General features: G+C 41.5%; 25 protein-coding genes. All 25 read left to right on the top strand.

The genetic code is table 11. From position 1 onward, the window contains the following. The first annotated feature begins 10 nt into the window (after window positions 1-10). The 25 genes from rpmD (at window position 11) to OW255_RS17965 (ending at window position 19,361) form a co-directional block, all read left to right on the top strand. A complete protein-coding gene (gene rpmD, locus OW255_RS18085; RefSeq protein WP_024834887.1) occupies window positions 11-193 on the top strand; it encodes a 50S ribosomal protein L30 in 183 nt (60 codons plus the stop codon). Window positions 194-219: 26 nt separating this feature from the next. Beyond that, complete coding sequence (rplO, locus tag OW255_RS18080) at window positions 220-660, top strand: 50S ribosomal protein L15 (protein WP_024834888.1); 441 nt, start codon at window positions 220-222, stop codon at window positions 658-660. A gap of 1 nt (window position 661) precedes the next feature. Next, window positions 662-1,984 carry a preprotein translocase subunit SecY gene (gene secY / locus OW255_RS18075; RefSeq protein WP_024834889.1) on the top strand — a complete coding sequence of 441 codons (1,323 nt, stop codon included), beginning with the start codon at window positions 662-664 and terminating at the stop codon, window positions 1,982-1,984. An 84-nt stretch (window positions 1,985-2,068) separates the two neighbouring features. Then, on the top strand, window positions 2,069-2,713 hold the full coding sequence (locus OW255_RS18070; protein ID WP_024834890.1) for an adenylate kinase: 645 nt from the start codon (window positions 2,069-2,071) through the stop codon (window positions 2,711-2,713). Between the two features lie 3 nt (window positions 2,714-2,716). Then, window positions 2,717-3,481 carry a type I methionyl aminopeptidase gene (gene map, locus OW255_RS18065; protein WP_024834891.1) on the top strand — a complete coding sequence of 255 codons (765 nt, stop codon included), beginning with the start codon at window positions 2,717-2,719 and terminating at the stop codon, window positions 3,479-3,481. 10 nt (window positions 3,482-3,491) lie between these two features. Further along, a complete protein-coding gene (locus OW255_RS18060) occupies window positions 3,492-3,773 on the top strand; it encodes a KOW domain-containing RNA-binding protein (RefSeq protein WP_268114886.1) in 282 nt (93 codons plus the stop codon). A 5-nt stretch (window positions 3,774-3,778) separates the two neighbouring features. Next, window positions 3,779-3,997 (top strand): translation initiation factor IF-1, encoded by a 219-nt coding sequence (gene infA, locus OW255_RS18055; RefSeq protein ID WP_013274317.1) that lies wholly within the window; start codon window positions 3,779-3,781, stop codon window positions 3,995-3,997. Window positions 3,998-4,339: 342 nt separating this feature from the next. After that, window positions 4,340-4,453, top strand: coding sequence for a 50S ribosomal protein L36 (gene rpmJ, locus OW255_RS18050; RefSeq protein ID WP_003497809.1), 114 nt, complete (start codon window positions 4,340-4,342; stop codon window positions 4,451-4,453). A gap of 28 nt (window positions 4,454-4,481) precedes the next feature. Next, window positions 4,482-4,850, top strand: a complete 369-nt coding sequence (gene rpsM, locus OW255_RS18045; RefSeq protein ID WP_024834893.1) for a 30S ribosomal protein S13 — start codon at window positions 4,482-4,484, stop codon at window positions 4,848-4,850. 209 nt (window positions 4,851-5,059) lie between these two features. Next, window positions 5,060-5,461 (top strand): 30S ribosomal protein S11, encoded by a 402-nt coding sequence (rpsK, locus tag OW255_RS18040; RefSeq protein ID WP_024834894.1) that lies wholly within the window; start codon window positions 5,060-5,062, stop codon window positions 5,459-5,461. Window positions 5,462-5,477: 16 nt separating this feature from the next. Beyond that, complete coding sequence (gene rpsD / locus OW255_RS18035; protein ID WP_024834895.1) at window positions 5,478-6,071, top strand: 30S ribosomal protein S4; 594 nt, start codon at window positions 5,478-5,480, stop codon at window positions 6,069-6,071. Window positions 6,072-6,179: 108 nt separating this feature from the next. Beyond that, on the top strand, window positions 6,180-7,148 hold the full coding sequence (locus OW255_RS18030; protein ID WP_024834896.1) for a DNA-directed RNA polymerase subunit alpha: 969 nt from the start codon (window positions 6,180-6,182) through the stop codon (window positions 7,146-7,148). Window positions 7,149-7,266: 118 nt separating this feature from the next. After that, complete coding sequence (locus tag OW255_RS18025; RefSeq protein ID WP_024834897.1) at window positions 7,267-7,803, top strand: bL17 family ribosomal protein; 537 nt, start codon at window positions 7,267-7,269, stop codon at window positions 7,801-7,803. A 194-nt stretch (window positions 7,804-7,997) separates the two neighbouring features. Then, window positions 7,998-9,242, top strand: coding sequence for an N-acetylmuramoyl-L-alanine amidase family protein (locus OW255_RS18020; RefSeq protein ID WP_268114884.1), 1,245 nt, complete (start codon window positions 7,998-8,000; stop codon window positions 9,240-9,242). Window positions 9,243-9,257: 15 nt separating this feature from the next. Continuing rightward, window positions 9,258-10,286 (top strand): N-acetylmuramoyl-L-alanine amidase family protein, encoded by a 1,029-nt coding sequence (locus OW255_RS18015; RefSeq protein ID WP_268114883.1) that lies wholly within the window; start codon window positions 9,258-9,260, stop codon window positions 10,284-10,286. A gap of 194 nt (window positions 10,287-10,480) precedes the next feature. Beyond that, the gene (locus OW255_RS18010; RefSeq protein ID WP_268114882.1) at window positions 10,481-11,386 is read left to right on the top strand and encodes an energy-coupling factor transporter ATPase; all 906 of its coding nucleotides are present in this window, start codon (window positions 10,481-10,483) and stop codon (window positions 11,384-11,386) included. Next, a complete protein-coding gene (locus OW255_RS18005) occupies window positions 11,376-12,224 on the top strand; it encodes an energy-coupling factor transporter ATPase (RefSeq protein ID WP_024834901.1) in 849 nt (282 codons plus the stop codon). The genes OW255_RS18010 and OW255_RS18005 overlap by 11 nt, the downstream gene beginning before the upstream one ends. A 13-nt stretch (window positions 12,225-12,237) precedes the next feature. Next, the gene (locus OW255_RS18000) at window positions 12,238-13,038 is read left to right on the top strand and encodes an energy-coupling factor transporter transmembrane component T family protein (RefSeq protein ID WP_268114881.1); all 801 of its coding nucleotides are present in this window, start codon (window positions 12,238-12,240) and stop codon (window positions 13,036-13,038) included. Between the two features lie 24 nt (window positions 13,039-13,062). After that, on the top strand, window positions 13,063-14,088 hold the full coding sequence (gene truA / locus OW255_RS17995) for a tRNA pseudouridine(38-40) synthase TruA (protein WP_268114880.1): 1,026 nt from the start codon (window positions 13,063-13,065) through the stop codon (window positions 14,086-14,088). A 257-nt stretch (window positions 14,089-14,345) separates the two neighbouring features. Further along, a complete protein-coding gene (rplM, locus tag OW255_RS17990) occupies window positions 14,346-14,780 on the top strand; it encodes a 50S ribosomal protein L13 (RefSeq protein WP_024834904.1) in 435 nt (144 codons plus the stop codon). 28 nt (window positions 14,781-14,808) lie between these two features. Continuing rightward, window positions 14,809-15,201, top strand: coding sequence for a 30S ribosomal protein S9 (gene rpsI / locus OW255_RS17985; RefSeq protein WP_024834905.1), 393 nt, complete (start codon window positions 14,809-14,811; stop codon window positions 15,199-15,201). Between the two features lie 134 nt (window positions 15,202-15,335). Beyond that, entirely contained in the window at window positions 15,336-16,364 is a 1,029-nt protein-coding gene (locus OW255_RS17980) for a transglutaminase domain-containing protein (RefSeq protein WP_268114878.1), read from the top strand. 286 nt (window positions 16,365-16,650) lie between these two features. Further along, entirely contained in the window at window positions 16,651-17,238 is a 588-nt protein-coding gene (locus OW255_RS17975; protein ID WP_268114877.1) for a sugar O-acetyltransferase, read from the top strand. Between the two features lie 349 nt (window positions 17,239-17,587). Further along, window positions 17,588-18,544, top strand: a complete 957-nt coding sequence (cbiM, locus tag OW255_RS17970) for a cobalt transporter CbiM (RefSeq protein WP_334308246.1) — start codon at window positions 17,588-17,590, stop codon at window positions 18,542-18,544. Next, on the top strand, window positions 18,537-19,361 hold the full coding sequence (locus OW255_RS17965) for an energy-coupling factor transporter transmembrane component T (protein ID WP_268114875.1): 825 nt from the start codon (window positions 18,537-18,539) through the stop codon (window positions 19,359-19,361). Before cbiM ends, OW255_RS17965 begins: the two co-directional genes overlap by 8 nt. Window position 19,362: the final 1 nt, after the last annotated feature.

Raw genomic sequence — 19,362 nt, 5'->3', positions numbered from 1 at the left:
GGATAAGAAGATGGCAGATAAATTAAAAATCACATTGGTGAAATCCCCGATCGGTGCAGTTCCGAAGCACAAAGCAACTGTTTTAGCATTAGGCTTAAAGAAGCTTCATAAAACAGTTGAGATGCCGAATAACGAAGCGGTTAGAGGTATGATTGCCAGCGTGCGTCATTTAGTAAAAGTAGAAGAGATCTAAGAAAATACAGTAAGGAGGTGCAAGCGATGGATTTATCAAATTTACAGCCTGCGTTAGGTTCTAAACACAGCGATAACTTCAGAAGAGGCCGTGGCCATGGTTCAGGTAACGGTAAGACAGCAGGAAAAGGTCATAAAGGACAGAAAGCTCGTTCTGGAGCTACAAGACCTGGCTTCGAGGGTGGTCAGATGCCTTTATACAGACGTATTCCTAAGAGAGGCTTTACAAACAGAAATTCTAAAGTAATTATCGGTATTAACGTAAGTGCTTTAGAGAACTTTGACAATGGTACAGTTGTTACTGTTGAGACTTTATTAGAGAGCGGAATCGTTAAGAATCCGCGTGACGGAGTTAAGATCCTTGGAAATGGAGAATTAACCAAAAAGCTTACAGTAAAGGTAGATGCTTTCAGCGAAGGCGCAAAGACCAAAATCGAGGCTTTAGGTGGAACCTGCGAGGTGATCTAATATGTTGAAAACACTCCGTAATGCATTCAAGATCAAGGATGTAAGAAAGAAACTTATCTTTACATTCCTGATGCTGGTGGTTACTAGAATTGGTTCTCAGTTACCGATTCCAGGAGTTGAAACAAGCTTTTTTAAAGATTTTTTTGCTCGGCAGAATAACGATGCGTTTGGATTTTTCAACGCTATGACAGGTAGTTCTTTTACTAACATGTCCGTATTCGCTCTGAGCATTACCCCTTACATTACTTCTTCCATTATCATGCAGCTTTTAACCATTGCAATCCCCAAGCTTGAGGAAATGCAAAAAGATGGTGAAGATGGAAGAAAGAAGATTGCAGAATACACCCGTTATGTAACAGTTGGTCTGGCATTAATCGAGTCCGTCGCTATGGCGATAGGATTCGGCGGCCAGGGGCTGTTAAGAGACTTTAATGCTTTAAGTGTTATCATAGCAGTTGCTACTATGACTGCTGGTAGTGCGCTTCTTATGTGGATTGGCGAGCGTATCACAGAGAATGGTGTGGGAAATGGTATATCCATCGTCCTGTTATTTAACATCATCTCAAGCTTCCCTTCCGATGCTTCCACTTTATATACCAGATTCATGACTGGTAAGTCCGTTGCATTGGCAGCCATAGCAGCCATTATCATTTTAGCGGTAATCGTAGCGATTGTTGTTTTTGTCGTTATCCTTCAGGGTGGCGAGAGAAGAATTCCTGTACAGTATTCTAAAAAGATGCAGGGGCGGAAGATGGTTGGCGGTCAAGCCAGCAGCATTCCTCTCAAAGTAAATACTGCCGGTGTTATCCCGGTTATCTTTGCTTCTTCCATCATGTCTTTCCCGGTTGTTATTTCCCAGTTCTTTGGAAGCCGGATCGACTACAGCAGTATTGGTGGACACATCTTAACTGCACTTAATTCTTCCAGTTGGTTTAAAGTGGATCGTCCTTTCTATTCCATAGGTATGATCGTTTATGTGGCTCTTATCATTGTCTTTGCATATTTTTATACATCCATCACATTCAATCCGTTGGAAGTAGCGAACAACATGAAGAAGTCAGGCGGTTTTATCCCGGGTATCCGCCCAGGTAAGCCGACCAGCGATTATCTTAACTCTATTTTAAACTATATCGTATTTTTAGGTGCATGCGGTTTGACGATTATTTGTATTATCCCGATTATGGTCTCAGGTTTATTTAATGTAAGCCATTTATCCTTCGGGGGTACTTCACTTATTATTATTGTCAGTGTTGTGCTTGAGACATTAAAGGCGATTGAATCCCAGATGCTTGTACGTAATTATAAAGGATTTTTGAATGATTAAAGCACGAACCAAGGGAAACACGTCATGCGTGTTTCTCTTGGAATTTGTGCTATTTAACCTTATGTTTCCAAGGAGGGACTGTTGATGAAGATCATCATGTTAGGTGCCCCTGGTGCCGGTAAAGGTACTCAGGCGAAAAAGATATCTGAAAAATATCAGATTCCGCACATTTCTACCGGAGATATTTTCCGTTCTAATATAAAGGGCGGAACAGAACTAGGAAAAATGGCAAAAGAATATATGGATCAGGGGGCACTTGTTCCAGATGAACTCACTATAGGTATGCTTATAGACCGTATTCAGAAGGAAGATTGTAACAACGGATACGTGCTGGACGGATTCCCAAGAACCATCCCGCAGGCAGAATGCTTAAAAAAAGCGATCTCTGAAATGGGGCAGAAGATTGATTTTGCGATAAATGTTGATGTACCAGATGAAAATATCGTCAGCAGAATGTCCGGCCGCCGCGCATGCATTTCCTGCGGTGCTACATATCACGTTGTATTTAACCCAAGCAAAGTTGCGGGTGTTTGCGATATCTGCGGTTCAGAGCTTGTGTTAAGAGACGATGACAAACCTGAGACGGTAAAAAAACGCTTAGCCGTTTATCACGACCAGACAAAGCCTCTCATTAATTATTATAAGAATGAAGGCATGTTAGTGGATATCGACGGTACCCAGGAATTAGGTAAGGTGTTTATTGATATCGTTTCTATTTTAGGAGCATAGTTTATGTCAGTTACGATTAAATCTGCAAGAGAGATAGAACGAATGAGAGAAGCCGGTAGGATTCTCAGCATTACCCATGAAGAACTTTCAAAGGCCCTAAAGCCTGGAATGACAACCTGGGATATCGACCATCTGGGAGAAGAGATCATAAGAAGCTACGGCTGTATCCCCTCCTTTTTAAACTACAACGGATATCCAGCGTCCATATGCGTTTCTGTAAACGATGAAGTGGTCCATGGAATTCCAAGTAAGAAGCGTTTTTTAGAGGAAGGCGATATCGTAAGCCTTGATGCAGGCGTCATTTACAAGGGATACCATTCCGATGCTGCCAGGACTTACGGCATAGGAGAAATTACTCCAAATGCTGGCCAGCTGATTGAAGTGACGAGACAATGTTTCTTCGAAGGGATTAAATTTGCAAAATCTGGCAATCATCTAGGTGATATATCTGCTGCGATTCAAAAATATGCAGAAAGTTTTGGCTATGGTGTTGTCCGTGATCTGGTAGGGCATGGAATTGGTGCGAACCTCCATGAAGAGCCTGAGATACCGAATTTTGTTCAACGAAGACGAGGAATTATATTGAGGCCAGGAATGACCCTTGCCATTGAACCGATGATCAATGAAGGAACACCGGAAGTAGAATGGCTTGATGATGACTGGACCGTTGTAACAGAAGACGGAAGCTTATCTGCCCACTATGAAAATACCATTCTGATTACAGAAGGCGAACCGGAGATTTTAAGTCTGGTTACCAGTAATAAGTAAGGAAGTGCCCATGGAATTAGAAGCAGGATCACTGGTACAGTCAATCGCGGGACGCGATAAAGGTAGCTATTTCTTCATATTAAAAGAAGAAGACGAATATATATATCTGGTGGACGGAAAATACCGGTGTCTTGACTGTCCAAAGAAGAAAAAGAAAAAGCATGTAAAAGCCCTTGCATGGGAGAAGCATTCCCCTGGAGCTAAGATCCGGGCGGAACAAAAAGTCACCGATGAAGAGATTAAATATTTCATCCGATGTTTCAAAAGAGAAGAACAGGTTGTTAGGAGGTAAGCTTTATGTCAAAAGCAGATGTTATTGAAATTGAAGGAACCGTTGTGGAAAAACTTCCCAATGCCATGTTCCAGGTTGAGCTGGAGAATGGTCATCAGGTATTGGCCCACATCAGCGGCAAGCTCCGTATGAACTACATTCGTATTTTACCAGGAGATAAGGTAACGATCGAGATGTCCCCTTATGATTTAAGCAAGGGAAGAATCATCTGGAGAGACAAATAAGGCATTTATTTGCCGGAAAGAACCCATTTTACCATGACACACCAGGGTAAAGGGTTAATAAATATATAGGAAAAAGCGCTTGCATTTTTGCATGATTAGTGGTATAATGCTGGAGCGACTTTGTTGAAATACTGGGTGTATATTGTCTGTAAGACAGCACTGGTTTTATATAAAACACACTGCGGGTATACTCAGAAGGCTCTTTGCAAGATGAGTCTCCATCGTCACTAGGCTCGCAAGAGAACTCGTCAAGTGTCGGGGAGCGCTTTCGCACGTAAACGTCTAGAAGACAGACGCTAAGTGCTCCATGCGAAAGAGCGCATAACGGAAAGGAGAATTGCTGTGAAGGTTAGATCATCAGTCAAACCGATTTGCGAAAAATGCAAAATCATCAAGAGAAAAGGCAGTATCAGAGTAATCTGTGAAAATCCTAAGCATAAGCAGAGACAAGGTTAAAAATCATTAATGGAGGTGTAATACACAAATGGCTCGTATTTCAGGTGTTGATTTACCAAGAGAAAAACGTGTTGAGATCGGCTTAACTTATATCTACGGTATCGGTAGAACAAGTTCAAACCGCATTCTCACAGAAGCAGGCGTTAATCCTGACACTCGTGTTAAGGACTTAACAGATGACGAAGTTAAAAGACTTGCAGAAGTAATTACTGGAACTCAGACTGTTGAAGGTGATTTACGTAGAGAAATCGCTATGAACATCAAGAGACTTCAGGAAATCGGTTGCTACCGCGGAATTCGTCACAGAAAGAGCCTTCCTGTTCGTGGTCAGAAGACTAAGACCAACGCAAGAACAAGAAAAGGCCCAAGAAAAACTGTAGCAAATAAGAAGAAATAGGCATTGAACACTTAGTGAGGTATCTCACGAACTTAGTGTGACAGCCGTTCTTTGACCGCAAGGGAAAAGAACATCAATATTAACAACAATACAGAATCACGTTACATGTTTTAAAAACAGGAATAACAGGATTCGATATTCGTACCCTGCGCCGGCTCTTACGATGAGGGCAGGGCGGAGCAAGTAAAAAGAAAGTAGGTTAGTTTAAAATGGCTAAAAAAGTGTCCACTACTAAAAAAGTGACAAAAAAGCGCGTAAAGAAAAACGTTGAACGCGGACAAGCACATATCCAGTCATCTTTTAATAACACAATCGTGACATTAACAGATACACAGGGTAATGCATTATCATGGGCAAGTGCTGGCGGTCTGGGATTTAGAGGTTCAAGAAAATCTACTCCATATGCAGCTCAGATGGCGGCAGAAACTGCTACTAAGGCGGCTCTTATACATGGTTTAAAATCAGTAGACGTTATGGTTAAAGGTCCTGGTTCAGGCCGTGAAGCAGCTATTCGTGCACTTCAGGCATGCGGATTAGAAGTAACCAGCATTAAGGATGTAACACCAGTTCCACATAATGGTTGTCGTCCACCAAAACGTAGAAGAGTCTAATTAGGAGGTAATTACAGTGGCAGTTGATAGAGTTCCTGTTCTTAAAAGATGTAGATCCCTTGGTCTTGATCCGATCTATTTAGGAATAGATAAAAAATCAAAAAGAGAATTAAAAAGAGCGAACAGAAAGATGAGTGAGTACGGCGTTCAGTTAAGAGAAAAGCAGAAAGCCAAATTCATCTACGGCGTTCTTGAGAAACCTTTCCGTAACTACTATGCTAAGGCTGAAAGAATGAACGGTTTAGTAGGTGAAAACCTTATGACCCTTCTTGAGAGAAGACTTGACAATGTAGTATTCCGTATGGGATTCGGAAGAACAAGAAGAGAGACCAGACAGATGGTTGACCACAAGAGCATTCTTGTAAATGGTAAGTGCGTAAACATTCCTTCCTTCTTAGTAAAGGCTGGAGATGTGATCGAAGTAAAAGAGAAATGCAAAACCAATGCAAGATTCAAAAGTGTTCAGGAGACCACAGCAGGACGTTTAGTTCCAGCTTGGCTTGATGTTGACCATGAGAATTTACGTGGTACTGTTAAAGAGTTACCAACAAGAGATGAGATTGATGTTCCAGTGAATGAAATGCTTATCGTCGAGTTGTACTCCAAATAATTGAAAGTCTGTTCATAGCAGCCGGCTTTCGCCCGGGGGTCCTTGGCCTCCGGGCAAGGTTTGAGTATAAGACCCTCGATACAAAATACCCAAAAGGAGGGGCTATTAGTGTTCGATTTTGAAAAACCAAATATTGAGATCGCTGAGATCTCAGAAGACAAGAAATATGGCAAGTTTGTAGTTGAACCGCTTGAAAGAGGTTATGGCACGACTTTAGGTAATTCCTTAAGAAGGATCATGCTTTCTTCCTTACCGGGAGCTGCAGTCAGTCAGGTAAAAATCGACGGCGTTTTGCATGAATTCAGTTCTATTCCTGGTGTTAAAGAGGATGTTACTGAGATCATTATGAACATCAAGAGCTTATCTATTAAGAATAATAGCGACACCAACGAAGCTAAGGTTGCATACATCGAGTTTGAAGGCGAAGGTGTTGTGACTGCTGCTGACATCCAGGCAGATCCTGATATTGAGATCATGAACCCGGATTTGGTTATCGCTACACTTAGCGGCGGAACAGACAGCAAGTTCTATATGGAGCTTACTATCACAAAGGGCCGTGGCTATGTGAGTGCAGACAAGAACAAGAGTGAGGATTTACCGATTGGCGTAATTGCAGTTGATTCTATTTATACACCAGTAGAACGCGTTAATATGACGGTACAGAACACCCGAGTAGGTCAGGTCACTGACTATGATAAGTTGGCATTAGATGTATTTACAAACGGTACTTTGGCACCAGATGAGGCTGTCAGCCTTGCAGCTAAAGTATTAAGCGAGCATTTAAATCTGTTCATCGATCTTTCTGAAAACGCTAAGACTGCTGAAGTCATGGTGGAGAAGGAAGACAATGAAAAAGAGAAAGTGCTTGAGATGAACATTGATGAGCTGGAGCTTTCTGTCCGTTCATACAATTGTCTTAAGAGAGCTGGAATCAATACCGTTGAAGAACTGTGCAACCGCACATCTGAGGATATGATGAAGGTTCGTAACCTTGGCCGCAAGTCTTTAGAAGAAGTGTTAGCCAAGTTAAAGGAGTTAGGCTTACAGCTTAACCCAAGCGATGATTCCAATGTATAATTGATCCGCTTGGATTAAGATGGGTCTGATTTCATGCCCAATGCATGGAGAATTAAGCACCGATACAGTAAGACCGAAGAAGCATGTATCCGTGTTCCACAAATGGAGGAATATTATAATGGCAGGATATAGAAAGCTGGGAAGAACTTCCAGCCAGAGAAAAGCATTAATCAGAAGCCAGGTAACTGCATTATTACACAATGGCAAAATCGTGACAACAGAAGCAAGAGCAAAAGAAATCCGTAAAGTTGCGGAAGGCCTGATCGCTTTAGCAGTAAAAGAGAAGGATAACTTCGAAACTGTTAAAGTTACTGCAAAGGTTGCACGTAAAGATAAAGATGGCAAGAGAGTCAAAGAAGTTGTAAACGGCAAGAAAGTTACCGTATACGACGAAGTTGAGAAAGAGATCAAAAAAGATCTTCCTTCCAGACTTCATGCAAGAAGACAGATGTTAAAGGTTCTTTATGATGTGACTGAGGTTCCGGCTGAAGCTGCAGGCAGAAAGAAAAACACAAAGTCTGTTGATCTTCCAAAGAAGCTTTTCGAAGAAGTTGCTCCTAAGTATGTTTCCCGCAACGGTGGTTACACACGTATCGTTAAGATCGGCCAGCGTAAAGGTGATGCAGCAATGGAAGTTCTTCTTGAGCTTGTATAATTTAAAATTTACATTCCCGATATTGGAGATAATCCTTTATCGGGATTTTTTTATTTTTATACCTGTAAGAAAAGCAAGAATAAAGAAAGAATATCGTAAGTTGACGGTCAATTGCTTTCCGGGCTATAATGTTAAATATAGAATATTATGGCTAATTTGCCAGATTCGTTAAATATAGGAACGGAGGGATTTTTATGAAGTTTACTACGAGACTGATGGCCTGGGCGTCCCTGGTTACCCTTTTAGGGGTCAGTGTACCATTTGAGGCGTTTGCAGCAGCAAAGACCATATCGTCCGTGACGATCAATGTTGGGTTAGAGGAGATTGGTGCAGGAGATACGGTACCATCTGAGTCTGCCTTTAAAACTAATGAGCAAACAGGTAATTACGTTTATACCAATAATGATAAATACGAGGTGACTGACTTGCAGTGGATTACATCAGACACCAAAAAGATGAAGCTTGGCTCTGAACCAAAGATGAAGGTCACTTTAAGAGCAACAGATTCTGATAACTACGCATTTAAGGGTGGCTATCAGTCTAGCAATGTCAGCATCAAAGGTGGAAACTATGTGTCAACCAACCGGTCTGGCTCAGATACCTTATATGTGACATTTACCTTTAAACCAATTAAGGGAACCTATGAATCACCGGAAGAAGCAGATTGGAGAGATTCCGGTTCCAGCCTTGGCAGTGCCAAATGGAGTGCTCCGGAAGGCAGCTCTGATGCCTATGATGTGTATTTATACCGTGGAAGCAGCCTTGTAAAAAAGGTAGAGAGACTGAAAGCGACCTCTTATAATTTCTATCCTTATATGACAAAAGCAGGAACCTACACCTTTAAGGTACGTACCGTTCCAGCTTCCGACAGTGAATCAAAGTATGCAAAGAACAGTGACTGGACAGAGTCTGGTGAAATCTACGTACCACAGGAAAAGGTATCTGACGGACGTGGTCAGGATAATGGTAACAGCTCTGTGGTAACAAGTCAGGATGTAGGCTGGATCAAGAACGGCAATAACTGGTTATATCGTTATCCAGATGGTTCTTATTTAAAGAATAACTGGGCACACATTAACAACATCTGGTATTTATTTGATACCAATGGCAACATGCTCACAGGCTGGCAGCAAAAGAATTCTCTGTGGTACTATTTTAATAATGATGGAGCTATGTTAAAGGGCTGGGTTAAGTCTTCTGCGAATAAGTGGTATTTCCTGAATCCATCCACGAACAGTGGGGTAGAGGGTGCCATGTCAGTTGGCTGGATCAATTATAATAATAAATGGTATTATGCAGACAACAGCGGTGCGATGCAGGAAGGCTGGAAGCAGATAGATGGTAACTGGTATTATTTCTATCCTGGTGAGGGATCCAAGGCAGTAAGCACTACGATAGGCGGTTTTACAGTAGATGCCACTGGTATTTGGCATAAGTAACAGGAAAGGATGTTGATGCAGATGAAGTGGATACGGGGAAAGGCAGCCTGGCTGGTGCTTTTGTGCATGGTTATGGTGATGGGAATGTCAATCACAGCAGGGGCTTCCGGCAGCTTGAAAATCCGGCTGGACCACGGCAGGAAGAGCAGCTGGACAGAGGGAATTCAAATTCCGTCTGTCACGGTAAATTTATCAGAAACAAGTCCCGAATGGAATAAGGATCCTGAGAAATGGGAACCAGGGAAAAAAGTAATTGCTACTTTCAGAGTTCCTGGCACCTATTCAAATTCTGATTGCTCTGTTACCGGAGGAAAGCTGATATCCACAAAAGCAGAAGATGGTGAGACTGTAGTAAAGGTTTCCTATGTTCCGGTAGCAAAGCTTGCCGGTACGGAAAAAGCAGGCTTTAGCGATGCGGCAAGAACAAAGGCAACCTGGAAAAAGGTTCCCTTCGCTTCCCGGTATCAGGTCGTTGTTTATAAGGAAGGCGGCATCTGGGTCAAAAGCATGACCATTTCCACCAACACCGTAGATCTGCTGCAATATATGGAAAGTGGCCAGAAGTATTATTATACGGTGAAAGCCATTTTAAAGGATTCTTCCGAGGAAGAGTATTTACAGGAAGGTGAGCCGGTGATCTCTGATGATTCCGTGGTTCAGGAGCTGGGTGAAACAAACGGTGCCTGGGCGGGATATAAGAGCGGTAAGAAGTACCGCGGCGAAGACGGCGCTTATGCCGCCAACACCTGGAAGATGATAAGCGGTAAATGGTATTACTTCAACGGAGAAGAATTTGCTGTAACCGGCTGGCAGTTCATTAATGATAAATGGTATTACTTAGGCAGCGACGGAGCCATGCTTACGGGCTGGCAGAAGTTAGATGAGAAGTGGTATTTCTTAAATTCCAATGGAGATATGGCTTCCGGTTGGATTCAGCCAACCCCTGGAAAATGGTATTATTTAAATTTAGACGGCAGTATGGCATCGGATACCTTAATTGATGGAGCTTATAAGGTTGACAGCTCCGGACTTTGGGTACACTAATCATATAATGAGAAATGGTACAGAAAAAATTCTGTACCATTTTTTTATGTAATAGGAAATTACATCTATCAAATAATAAATTCCGCCAGACTCTTTATTTATAAAAGATTTATGTCGATGCTTGACTGATTGGGAATATTCAACTAAAATTATGTGGCATACGAGTATATAAATTCACGACAGAAAGGCTTGCTATGGGAATAATAAAAGCGTCAAAGCTGATATTTGATTATATCAGAAGAGATGAAGAAGAAAATATAGAAGAAATCAAACGTGCCATAGATGATGTCTCACTTGATATAGAAGCAGGACAATTCATCGCCATACTGGGGCACAACGGTTCCGGTAAGTCTACCTTTGCCAAGCAGCTCAATGCCATCTTGCTGCCCACGGAGGGAACGGTATGGATTCAGGGACTTGATACTTCCCAGGAAGAGAATTTATGGGAGGTGCGGAAAAAGACAGGGATGGTGTTCCAAAACCCGGACAACCAGATCATTGGAAATATAGTAGAAGAGGATGTGGGATTCGGTCCTGAGAACATGGGAGTTCCTACAGAAGAAATCTGGAGGCGGGTGGATGAAAGCCTGAAAGCGGTTGGAATGGTTTCCTATCGTTTAAAGTCTCCCAATAAGCTGTCAGGAGGCCAGAAGCAGAGAGTTGCCATTGCCGGAGTTATGGCTATGCGCCCTCAGTGTATTGTTTTAGACGAGCCCACTGCCATGCTAGACCCCAACGGCCGTAAGGAAGTGGTTAAGACCGTCCTGGAATTAAATAAGAAGGAAGGCATTACCGTGCTTTTAATTACCCACTACATGGAAGAGGTCACAGATGCAGACCGGGTAATCGTTATGGACGAAGGTAAAGTGGTTATGGACGGAACACCCAAAGAGATATTCTCCAGGGTAGAGGAGCTTAAATCCTACCGTCTTGACGTGCCACAGGTTACAGAGCTTGCCTATGAGCTTCAAAAGGGAGGCGTTGACCTGCCAGATGGAATCCTTACCTTAGAAGAACTCATGGAAAATCTGATCCCTAAGTTTGCCGGTCATATATCTAATAAGGAAGCTTCGGAAAATGGAGGAGACCATGGGAATTAAAGTAGAGCATTTAAATTACATCTATGGAAATGGTACCGCCTTTGAACAGCATGCCCTTAAGGATGTGAACCTGGAAATAAAAGACGGAGAATTTATCGGGCTCATCGGTCATACCGGTTCTGGTAAATCCACTCTGATTCAGCATTTAAATGGTTTGATTCGGGGGACAAGCGGAGCCATTTATTACAACGATAAGAACATCTACAGCGATGGTTATAATATGCAGGCTCTAAGAAGTCAGGTGGGTCTGGTATTCCAGTATCCGGAGCATCAGCTTTTTGAGGTGGATGTGTTTTCTGATGTGTGTTTTGGTCCAAAGAATCAAAAGCTTTCAAAAGAAGAAATAGAAACAAGGGCCAGAGAAGCTCTTACTATGGTAGGGCTTGATGAGAGCTATTATAAGCGTTCCCCCTTTGACTTGTCAGGAGGCCAGAAGCGCCGGGTGGCAATCGCCGGAGTCTTAGCTATGAGACCTGAGGTTCTTATTTTAGATGAGCCTACCGCTGGTCTTGATCCCAAGGGAAGAGATGAGATTCTGGATCAGATTGAGCGGCTTCACAAGGAGCAGAAGATGACCATCATCCTTGTTTCCCACAGCATGGAAGACATTGCACGGTACGTGGATCGGATTTTAGTGATGAATCATGGGGAAAAGGTGTTTGATGATACACCCAAGGAAGTATTCAAGCATTATAAGGAATTGGAAGCCATCGGCCTTGCTGCGCCTCAGATCACCTATGTGGTCCATACTTTAAAGGAACGGGGCGTACCCATTGATAGCAACATTACTACCATAGAGGAAGCCAGAGACGAAATTTTAAGGCTTCTTTCAAAATAGATCAGGAGATACTATGTTAAAAGACATTACATTGGGACAATATTATCCGGTGGATTCTTTTCTCCACAAGCTGGACCCCAGGACAAAGCTGTTTGGGACCATGGTTTTTATTATATCCCTTTTTGTTGTAAATGATATTTGGGCGTATGTGATCGCCACCTTGTTTCTTGCAGTTGCCATACGGCTGAGCCAGGTGCCATTGTCCTTTATGGTACGGGGGTTAAGGGCAATTGTCTTTCTTTTGCTGATCAGTGTCAGCTTCAACCTGTTTTTAACACCAGGAGAGGCAATTTTCCGTCTTGGTTTTTTTAAAATTACAAAAGAAGGAATTCAGATCGCGGCATTTATGGGTGTACGGCTCATTTATCTGGTGGTAGGTTCCTCTATTATGACTTTGACCACCACACCAAATCAGCTTACAGATGGCCTGGAAAAAAGTCTGAACTTTTTAAACAAGGTCAGAGTACCGGTTCATGAGGTGGCTATGATGATGTCCATTGCCCTTCGGTTTATTCCTATTCTTGTAGAAGAAACGGATAAGATCATGAAGGCCCAGATGGCCCGTGGTGCTGATTTTGAATCGGGCAATCTGATTCAAAAGGCCAAAAATATGATTCCCCTTCTGGTTCCCCTTTTTATCTCAGCCTTCCGGCGGGCCACAGACCTTGCCATGGCCATGGAAGCAAGATGCTACCGGGGCGGGGAAGGAAGAACGAAGATGAAGCCTCTCCGATATGGGAGACGGGATGGAATTACCTACCTGGTCTTTGTGGTGTACATGGCCGCAATTGCAGCTGTTCGGATCATGGGATAAGAAATTCCGTAAAAAGGAGAAGTTATGAAACGGGTAAAAATGATCGTTGCCTACGACGGCACCAATTACTGCGGCTGGCAGATACAAAATAACGGGCTGACCATAGAAGAGGTCCTTAACAAGACCCTGACGGAGCTGTTAAAGGAAAAAATCACCGTTACCGGAGCCAGCAGAACTGATTCCGGAGTACATGCGGAGGGAAATGTGGCGGTTTTTGATACCGAAAACAGGATGCCCGCGGATAAAATCTGTTTTGCCCTAAACCAAAGGCTTCCGGACGATATCCGCATCCTCCAGTCAGAGGAGGTAGCGCCGGATTATCACCCCAGAAAGCAAAACTGCGTCAAAACATATGAATATAAAATCATGAACCGGAAAATTGAGATACCTACCTTAAGACTTTATACTCATTTCTGCTATTATCCCCTGGACGTGGACAAAATGCGGGAGGCAGGAGCCTATCTGGTTGGAGAACATGATTTTAAAAGCTTCTGTACGGCCCGTGGACAGGCGGAAGAGACCGTAAGGACCATTTATAGCCTGGACATAGAAAAGACCGGAGATTTGATTACAATACGTATTAAGGGAAGCGGATTTTTATACAACATGGTGCGGATCATCGCAGGAACTCTGATGAAGGTGGGAATGGGTGTCTATCCGCCTTCCCATGTGGAAGAGATCATAGATGCCAGGGACCGGAATGCGGCAGGCCCGAAGGCAGCAGCCAAAGGTCTTACCCTGGTCAGCCTTGATTATGAAAAGGAACTGGAAAAAGAGATTCGGGGAGAGAATAAGGAATGGAGCTACACGCTTTCCCAGGAAGAGATCGTATCCCAGAAAAAAGCCTGGCTCACCATTCACAGATGCCGTAAGGAAGACTTTGACCGGCTGCTCATCCGTGTGGTCCATCAGGCAGTAAGAAACGGAGCGGAGAAGGTCTATGTAAAGGATGAAGAAGGGCCTGGAAGGATACTTTTAGGCAAATCTTATGGATTTTACATTTTCAGGCAGGAAGATGGGGAAGAAGAGTGGATGGTCACAGAAAAATAAGCCGGAAAACCTTGATTTTATGGGGAAAAAAGGTTGACACACGAGGCTGAATGTAATATAATGTATAACTGTGACGTCAGGCGAAAATGTTCAGCCATGCCCCGGAGTGAGCATTTTTAAATAAGACTAATTAGAGATTATTTTATGATTTCTAATGAATCGGTGCCCTGATATTGGCACCATGCATCTGATTATGAAACTTGGATTTCATAGTATAGTAATGCTTACTAACACCAGAATTTACAGGAGGTTGTCCAATGAAGACTTTTATGGCTAGTCCAGCAACAATTGAGAGAAAATGGTACGTAGTTGACGCTACAGGATATACATTAGGACGTTTGGCTTCAGAAGTAGCTAAAGTATTAAGAGGTAAGAATAAACCGACCTACACACCACATATGGATTGCGGTGATTATGTGATCGTAGTGAATGCAGATAAGATTTCCGTTACAGGTAAGAAGTTAGATCAGAAGATCTACTACAATCACTCTGACTATGTTGGCGGTATGAAAGAAACAACATTAAGAGAAATGATGGCTAAAAAGCCTGAAAGAGTTATTGAATTAGCTGTTAAGGGTATGCTTCCAAAGGGACCTTTAGGAAGAAGCATGATTACAAAACTTCACGCATACGCAGGTGCAGAGCATGCTCATGCAGCTCAGAAGCCAGAAGTTTTAGAAATCAAATTTTAATTAGAGGCGCTGAAAGGAGGAAGTTATCATGGCTAATGCAAAATTTTACGGAACAGGTAGAAGAAAAAAATCTATCGCTAGAGTATATTTAGTACCAGGTACAGGCAAGATCACTATCAACAAGAGAGATATTGACCAGTATTTAGGTCTTGAAACATTAAAGGTTGTTGTTCGTCAGCCATTAGTTGCTACAGAGACAGTTGACAAGTTCGACGTTTTAGTTAACGTTCACGGTGGTGGTTTTACAGGACAGGCTGGTGCCATCAGACACGGTATCTCAAGAGCCCTGCTTCAGGCAGATGCGGACTATCGTCCAATTCTTAAGAAAGCTGGATACTTAACAAGAGATCCAAGAATGAAAGAAAGAAAGAAATACGGCTTAAAGGCTGCACGTCGTGCACCACAGTTCTCCAAACGATAATCAATATCTTCGGAGATTGCCAACAGAATATACGCCATTCGGCGAGCAGAACCTCCCAGGACGATTCGAACAAGCTTCGAATCATCTTGGGGGTTTTTGTATTACGAAAAAGATGAAATGGTAGAGGAGGTAACATGGAGCCATATTATTATAGTCAGATGAATAAGCAACACCAAAGAATCTATCAGGTCATGAAGAGTGGGCTGGAGTCACTTTCTCAAAGCTTTGATGTTCAGAGAATAGATGGAAAGGACCTTAGCGATATTTTTAATAAGTTAAGGCTGGATTGTCCAGAGATATTTTACGCTTCCACCTTTCGTTATTCTTTCTATGAAGATTCCACGCTGCTCAAGATAAAGCCGGAATATTTATTTGAAAAGAATAAAATTAAAGAGCACCAGTTGGCCATGAAAGCCAGAGTGGAGAAGCTTGCCCGGGTGGTGAAGGATAAGAGTGACTGGGAAAAAGAGCAATATATTCATGATTTCATCTGTGAAAATGTGACTTATGATAAATTGAAGAAGCAATATTCACATGAGATTATAGGCCCATTGGGGCAGGGCGTTGGCGTATGCGAAGGAATTGCAAAATCTGTAAAAGTCCTTTGCGATCAACTATCAATACCTTGTATTGTAGTTATTTCTGAGAATAATCCGGATAAAAACATCAAGTATCGTCATGCGTGGAATGTAATCCAGATCAATGGAGTATGGTATCATCTGGATGCTACGTTTGATAATACATTAGGGAAGAAAGAAGTGCGATATGATTATTTCAATTTGGATGATAAGAGTATTTTTAAGGATCATGAGCCATTGATCTATAAAGCTCCTGCGTGCAATGACGATAATCACTTTTATTATAAAGAGAAGAAGCTATCTTTTACAAAGCAGGAAGATGTAGCAAAGCGTTGTCAACAGGCTATAAAAAAGGGGAAAGTTTTGACCTTTCATTGGAGAGGCGGTTATCTGACAAAAGCTGTCTTGGAAGAATTACTTCAAATCATAGCTGGAGCAGGTAAGGAAAAGAACAGGCACAGCCAGGTATCAATTAATTGGCAGCAGGCAGTTATCCGTGTCAAATTTTTGGAGGAGCAGATCGAAGATTCTGTTAAAATGGAAGATGCGTATGAAGAGGAGAATGATGCGGTGTCGGTTCAATAGTCTCTGGAATAAAAATAGCCTCCTCCATAATTAAGCTTCATGAAACTAAATATGTAGTTTATGTATTATACCGTAAAGTCGATTTCTTACCTTAAATATGTATTGAAATTAATTTACTCTGAAAATAAAGTAATACTATATCTAATTATATTATCTATGATAATCTCATTACATAGATCGGTTTAAGAAATCACCTAATTGTATTATAGTGAAAATTCCTATGATGTTATAAGCAATATTAGATATTTATGTAATGACCAATATTTGATCGAAGGGGGATATTTCAGTGACAGAGAAAGAAAAAATGTTAAATCAAATGCTTTATGATGCTAATTACGACAAGGGTTTATTAAAAGAACGTGAAATAGCAAAAGACCTTTGTTATGAATTTAATCAAGCTCGTCCATCAGAGACAGAGAAGCAGGCGGTAGTACTTAGGAAACTGTTAGGAAAGACGGGAGAATCATTTTGTATTACTGCACCATTCTGGTGCGATTATGGATATAATATAGAGCTTGGTGAGAATTTCTATGCCAATCACAATCTGGTGATTTTAGATGGAGCAAAGATTACATTTGGTGATAATGTGTTTATTGCACCTAACTGTGGATTTTACACAGCAGGACATCCCATCGATTCTGACCGGAGAAATCAGGGACTTGAATATGCATATTCCATTACGGTAGGGAATAATGTTTGGATTGGCGCAGGAGTTCATGTAATGCCAGGTGTGAACATAGGAAGTAATGTAGTAATTGGCGGTGGAAGTGTTGTGGTAAAGGATATTCCTGATAATTGTGTTGCAGTTGGTAATCCGTGCAAAGTTGTTCGGCCTATCACGGATAAGGATAAAGAGACCTGTTTTGACAGGTGATGAAAATAGATTGTTTCGAAAACCCAGCAAATAATTATATCTGCTGGGCTTCTTTTATTTTACCACAAACGGTAAAAGCTTTTCATTCAATCTTTTGGACTTGAAACAGTAAGGGGCATTTTATTATGGATATTCTTCCTATGAAAAATTGCGGGGAACTGAGAGCTTGAACACGGCCATGAAAGCTTGTTTTACGTACAAATTAAATTTGAAAATCATATCCCCCATACGGGCTTGTTTACGGAAAATAAAGTTATATAATTGAAATTGATGTAAATTCCTTTTTTGAAAGGTAGGTAAGAATATGCATATTCCGGATAATTATTTGAGCCCGTCAACTTGTGCCCTCATGAGTGCGGCTATGGTCCCTGTTTGGACAAGAGCAGTTAAAAAAGTAAAAGAAGAGATACCAAAGGTTAAAATACCATCACTTGGTGTTGGGGCAGCATTTTCCTTCTTGCTCATGATGTTTAATGTTCCGCTTCCCGGGGGTACCACAGGTCATGCAGTAGGCGGGACCTTGATTGCAATTTTGATGGGACCTTATGCTGCATGTGTCAGTGTTACTGTGGCCCTGCTGATTCAAGCTCTTCTTTTTGGTGATGGCGGGATTTTATCTTTTGGTGCAAACTGTTTTAATATGGCGTTTGTACTGCCATTTTTAGGCTACTTCATTTATAAAGCTGTTAAGGATAATATCAAATCAGAAAAGGGAGAATATTTGGGAATTGTCTTAGGCTCATACGCAGGTATAAATGCAGCTGCCTTATGTGCGGCAATAGAGTTTGGTATTCAACCTCTATTATTCAAAGATGCAGCTGGTCAGGCATTATATTGTCCATATCCTTTGTCAATCTCAATACCAGCCATGGTAATTCCCCATCTTTTGGTTGCAGGCATTGTTGAAGCGGTTTTTACTTTGTTTATTGTCATCTACATAAAGAAAGTAGCTCCAGATACCATGTATGAAGAATCAAATGAAAAGAAAAAAGCAATTTATGGTTTACTGGCCTTCCTTATCTGCCTGACCCCACTGGGTCTGCTGGCAACAGGAACTGCATGGGGCGAATGGGGAAGCGAGGAAATCAGGAGTGTGGTTTCTGGCGGAAAAACATTAGGATTTATACCACAAGGGATGAAGGCTGGGGTGAATTTCAAAGCACTGCTGCCAGATTATGCAGTAAATGGCCTTCCTGAAATTGCTGGGTATATATTGTCTGCCATTGCTGGAGTTGCAATATTTATTATCTTTTTTAAGGTGATCAGCACCTTTAAGAAAGACAAGGTTGGTGGGAAACTTGAATAATTCAAAGGATTATAAAATAGAAATGCCGGAATGGATTTATAGTAATCAAAATTATATTCCGCTTACTGATAAGGATACTTTTGTAAACAAAAGTATCCTGTCTGTTTTCCACGTTATTTCAAGAATAAGAATGCAGGATTCTGTCGGTAACTCAAGGTTTAAAATAAATGTATCCCTTAACGTATCCTTTACCTTTTTACTTATAGTTTTATTGTCAATTACAAGAAGCTTTATATTCGTAGTCATAGTCATTGTGTATCTGCTCTCTATTTTAAGTTTCACGGAGGCAGACAAGCTGGTTAAAATATTGAAATTCAGTTTTAGTGTCACCTTATTCACTGCCATTATTATGTTACCGGCATTCCTTATGGGGAACAGCTATAGCAGTATTATGATAACTACAAAGGTATTTGCCACTACAACGTCTATGGGATTGCTTTCCTATTCATCAAAATGGAATTCCATCACGGAAGCGTTGAAGCTATTTCATGTTCCTGATATTTTTATATTGATTCTGGATATCACTATAAAATATATTTTTATGTTGGGTGACTACTCGATAAATATGCTTTATGCATTGAAACTTCGATCAGTCGGTAAGAACAATAATAAATATACATCCATGGCTGGTATTGCAGGGACCACATTTCTTCAATCAAAAGAAATGGTAACAGACATGTACCATGCCATGGAATGCAGGGGATTTACTGGTGAATATCATATTTGTAAGAAATCTAAATTCAAATGGGTGGATTATATTTTTATGGCTATAAACGTGGGGGTTATACTCCTGTTTTTCCACTTTGAAAGGACGTAAG

The sequence above is a fragment of the Lacrimispora xylanolytica genome, from assembly GCF_026723765.1.
Lineage (GTDB): Bacteria > Bacillota > Clostridia > Lachnospirales > Lachnospiraceae > Lacrimispora > Lacrimispora xylanolytica.
This window is presented reverse-complemented; position numbering and strand designations above follow the sequence as displayed.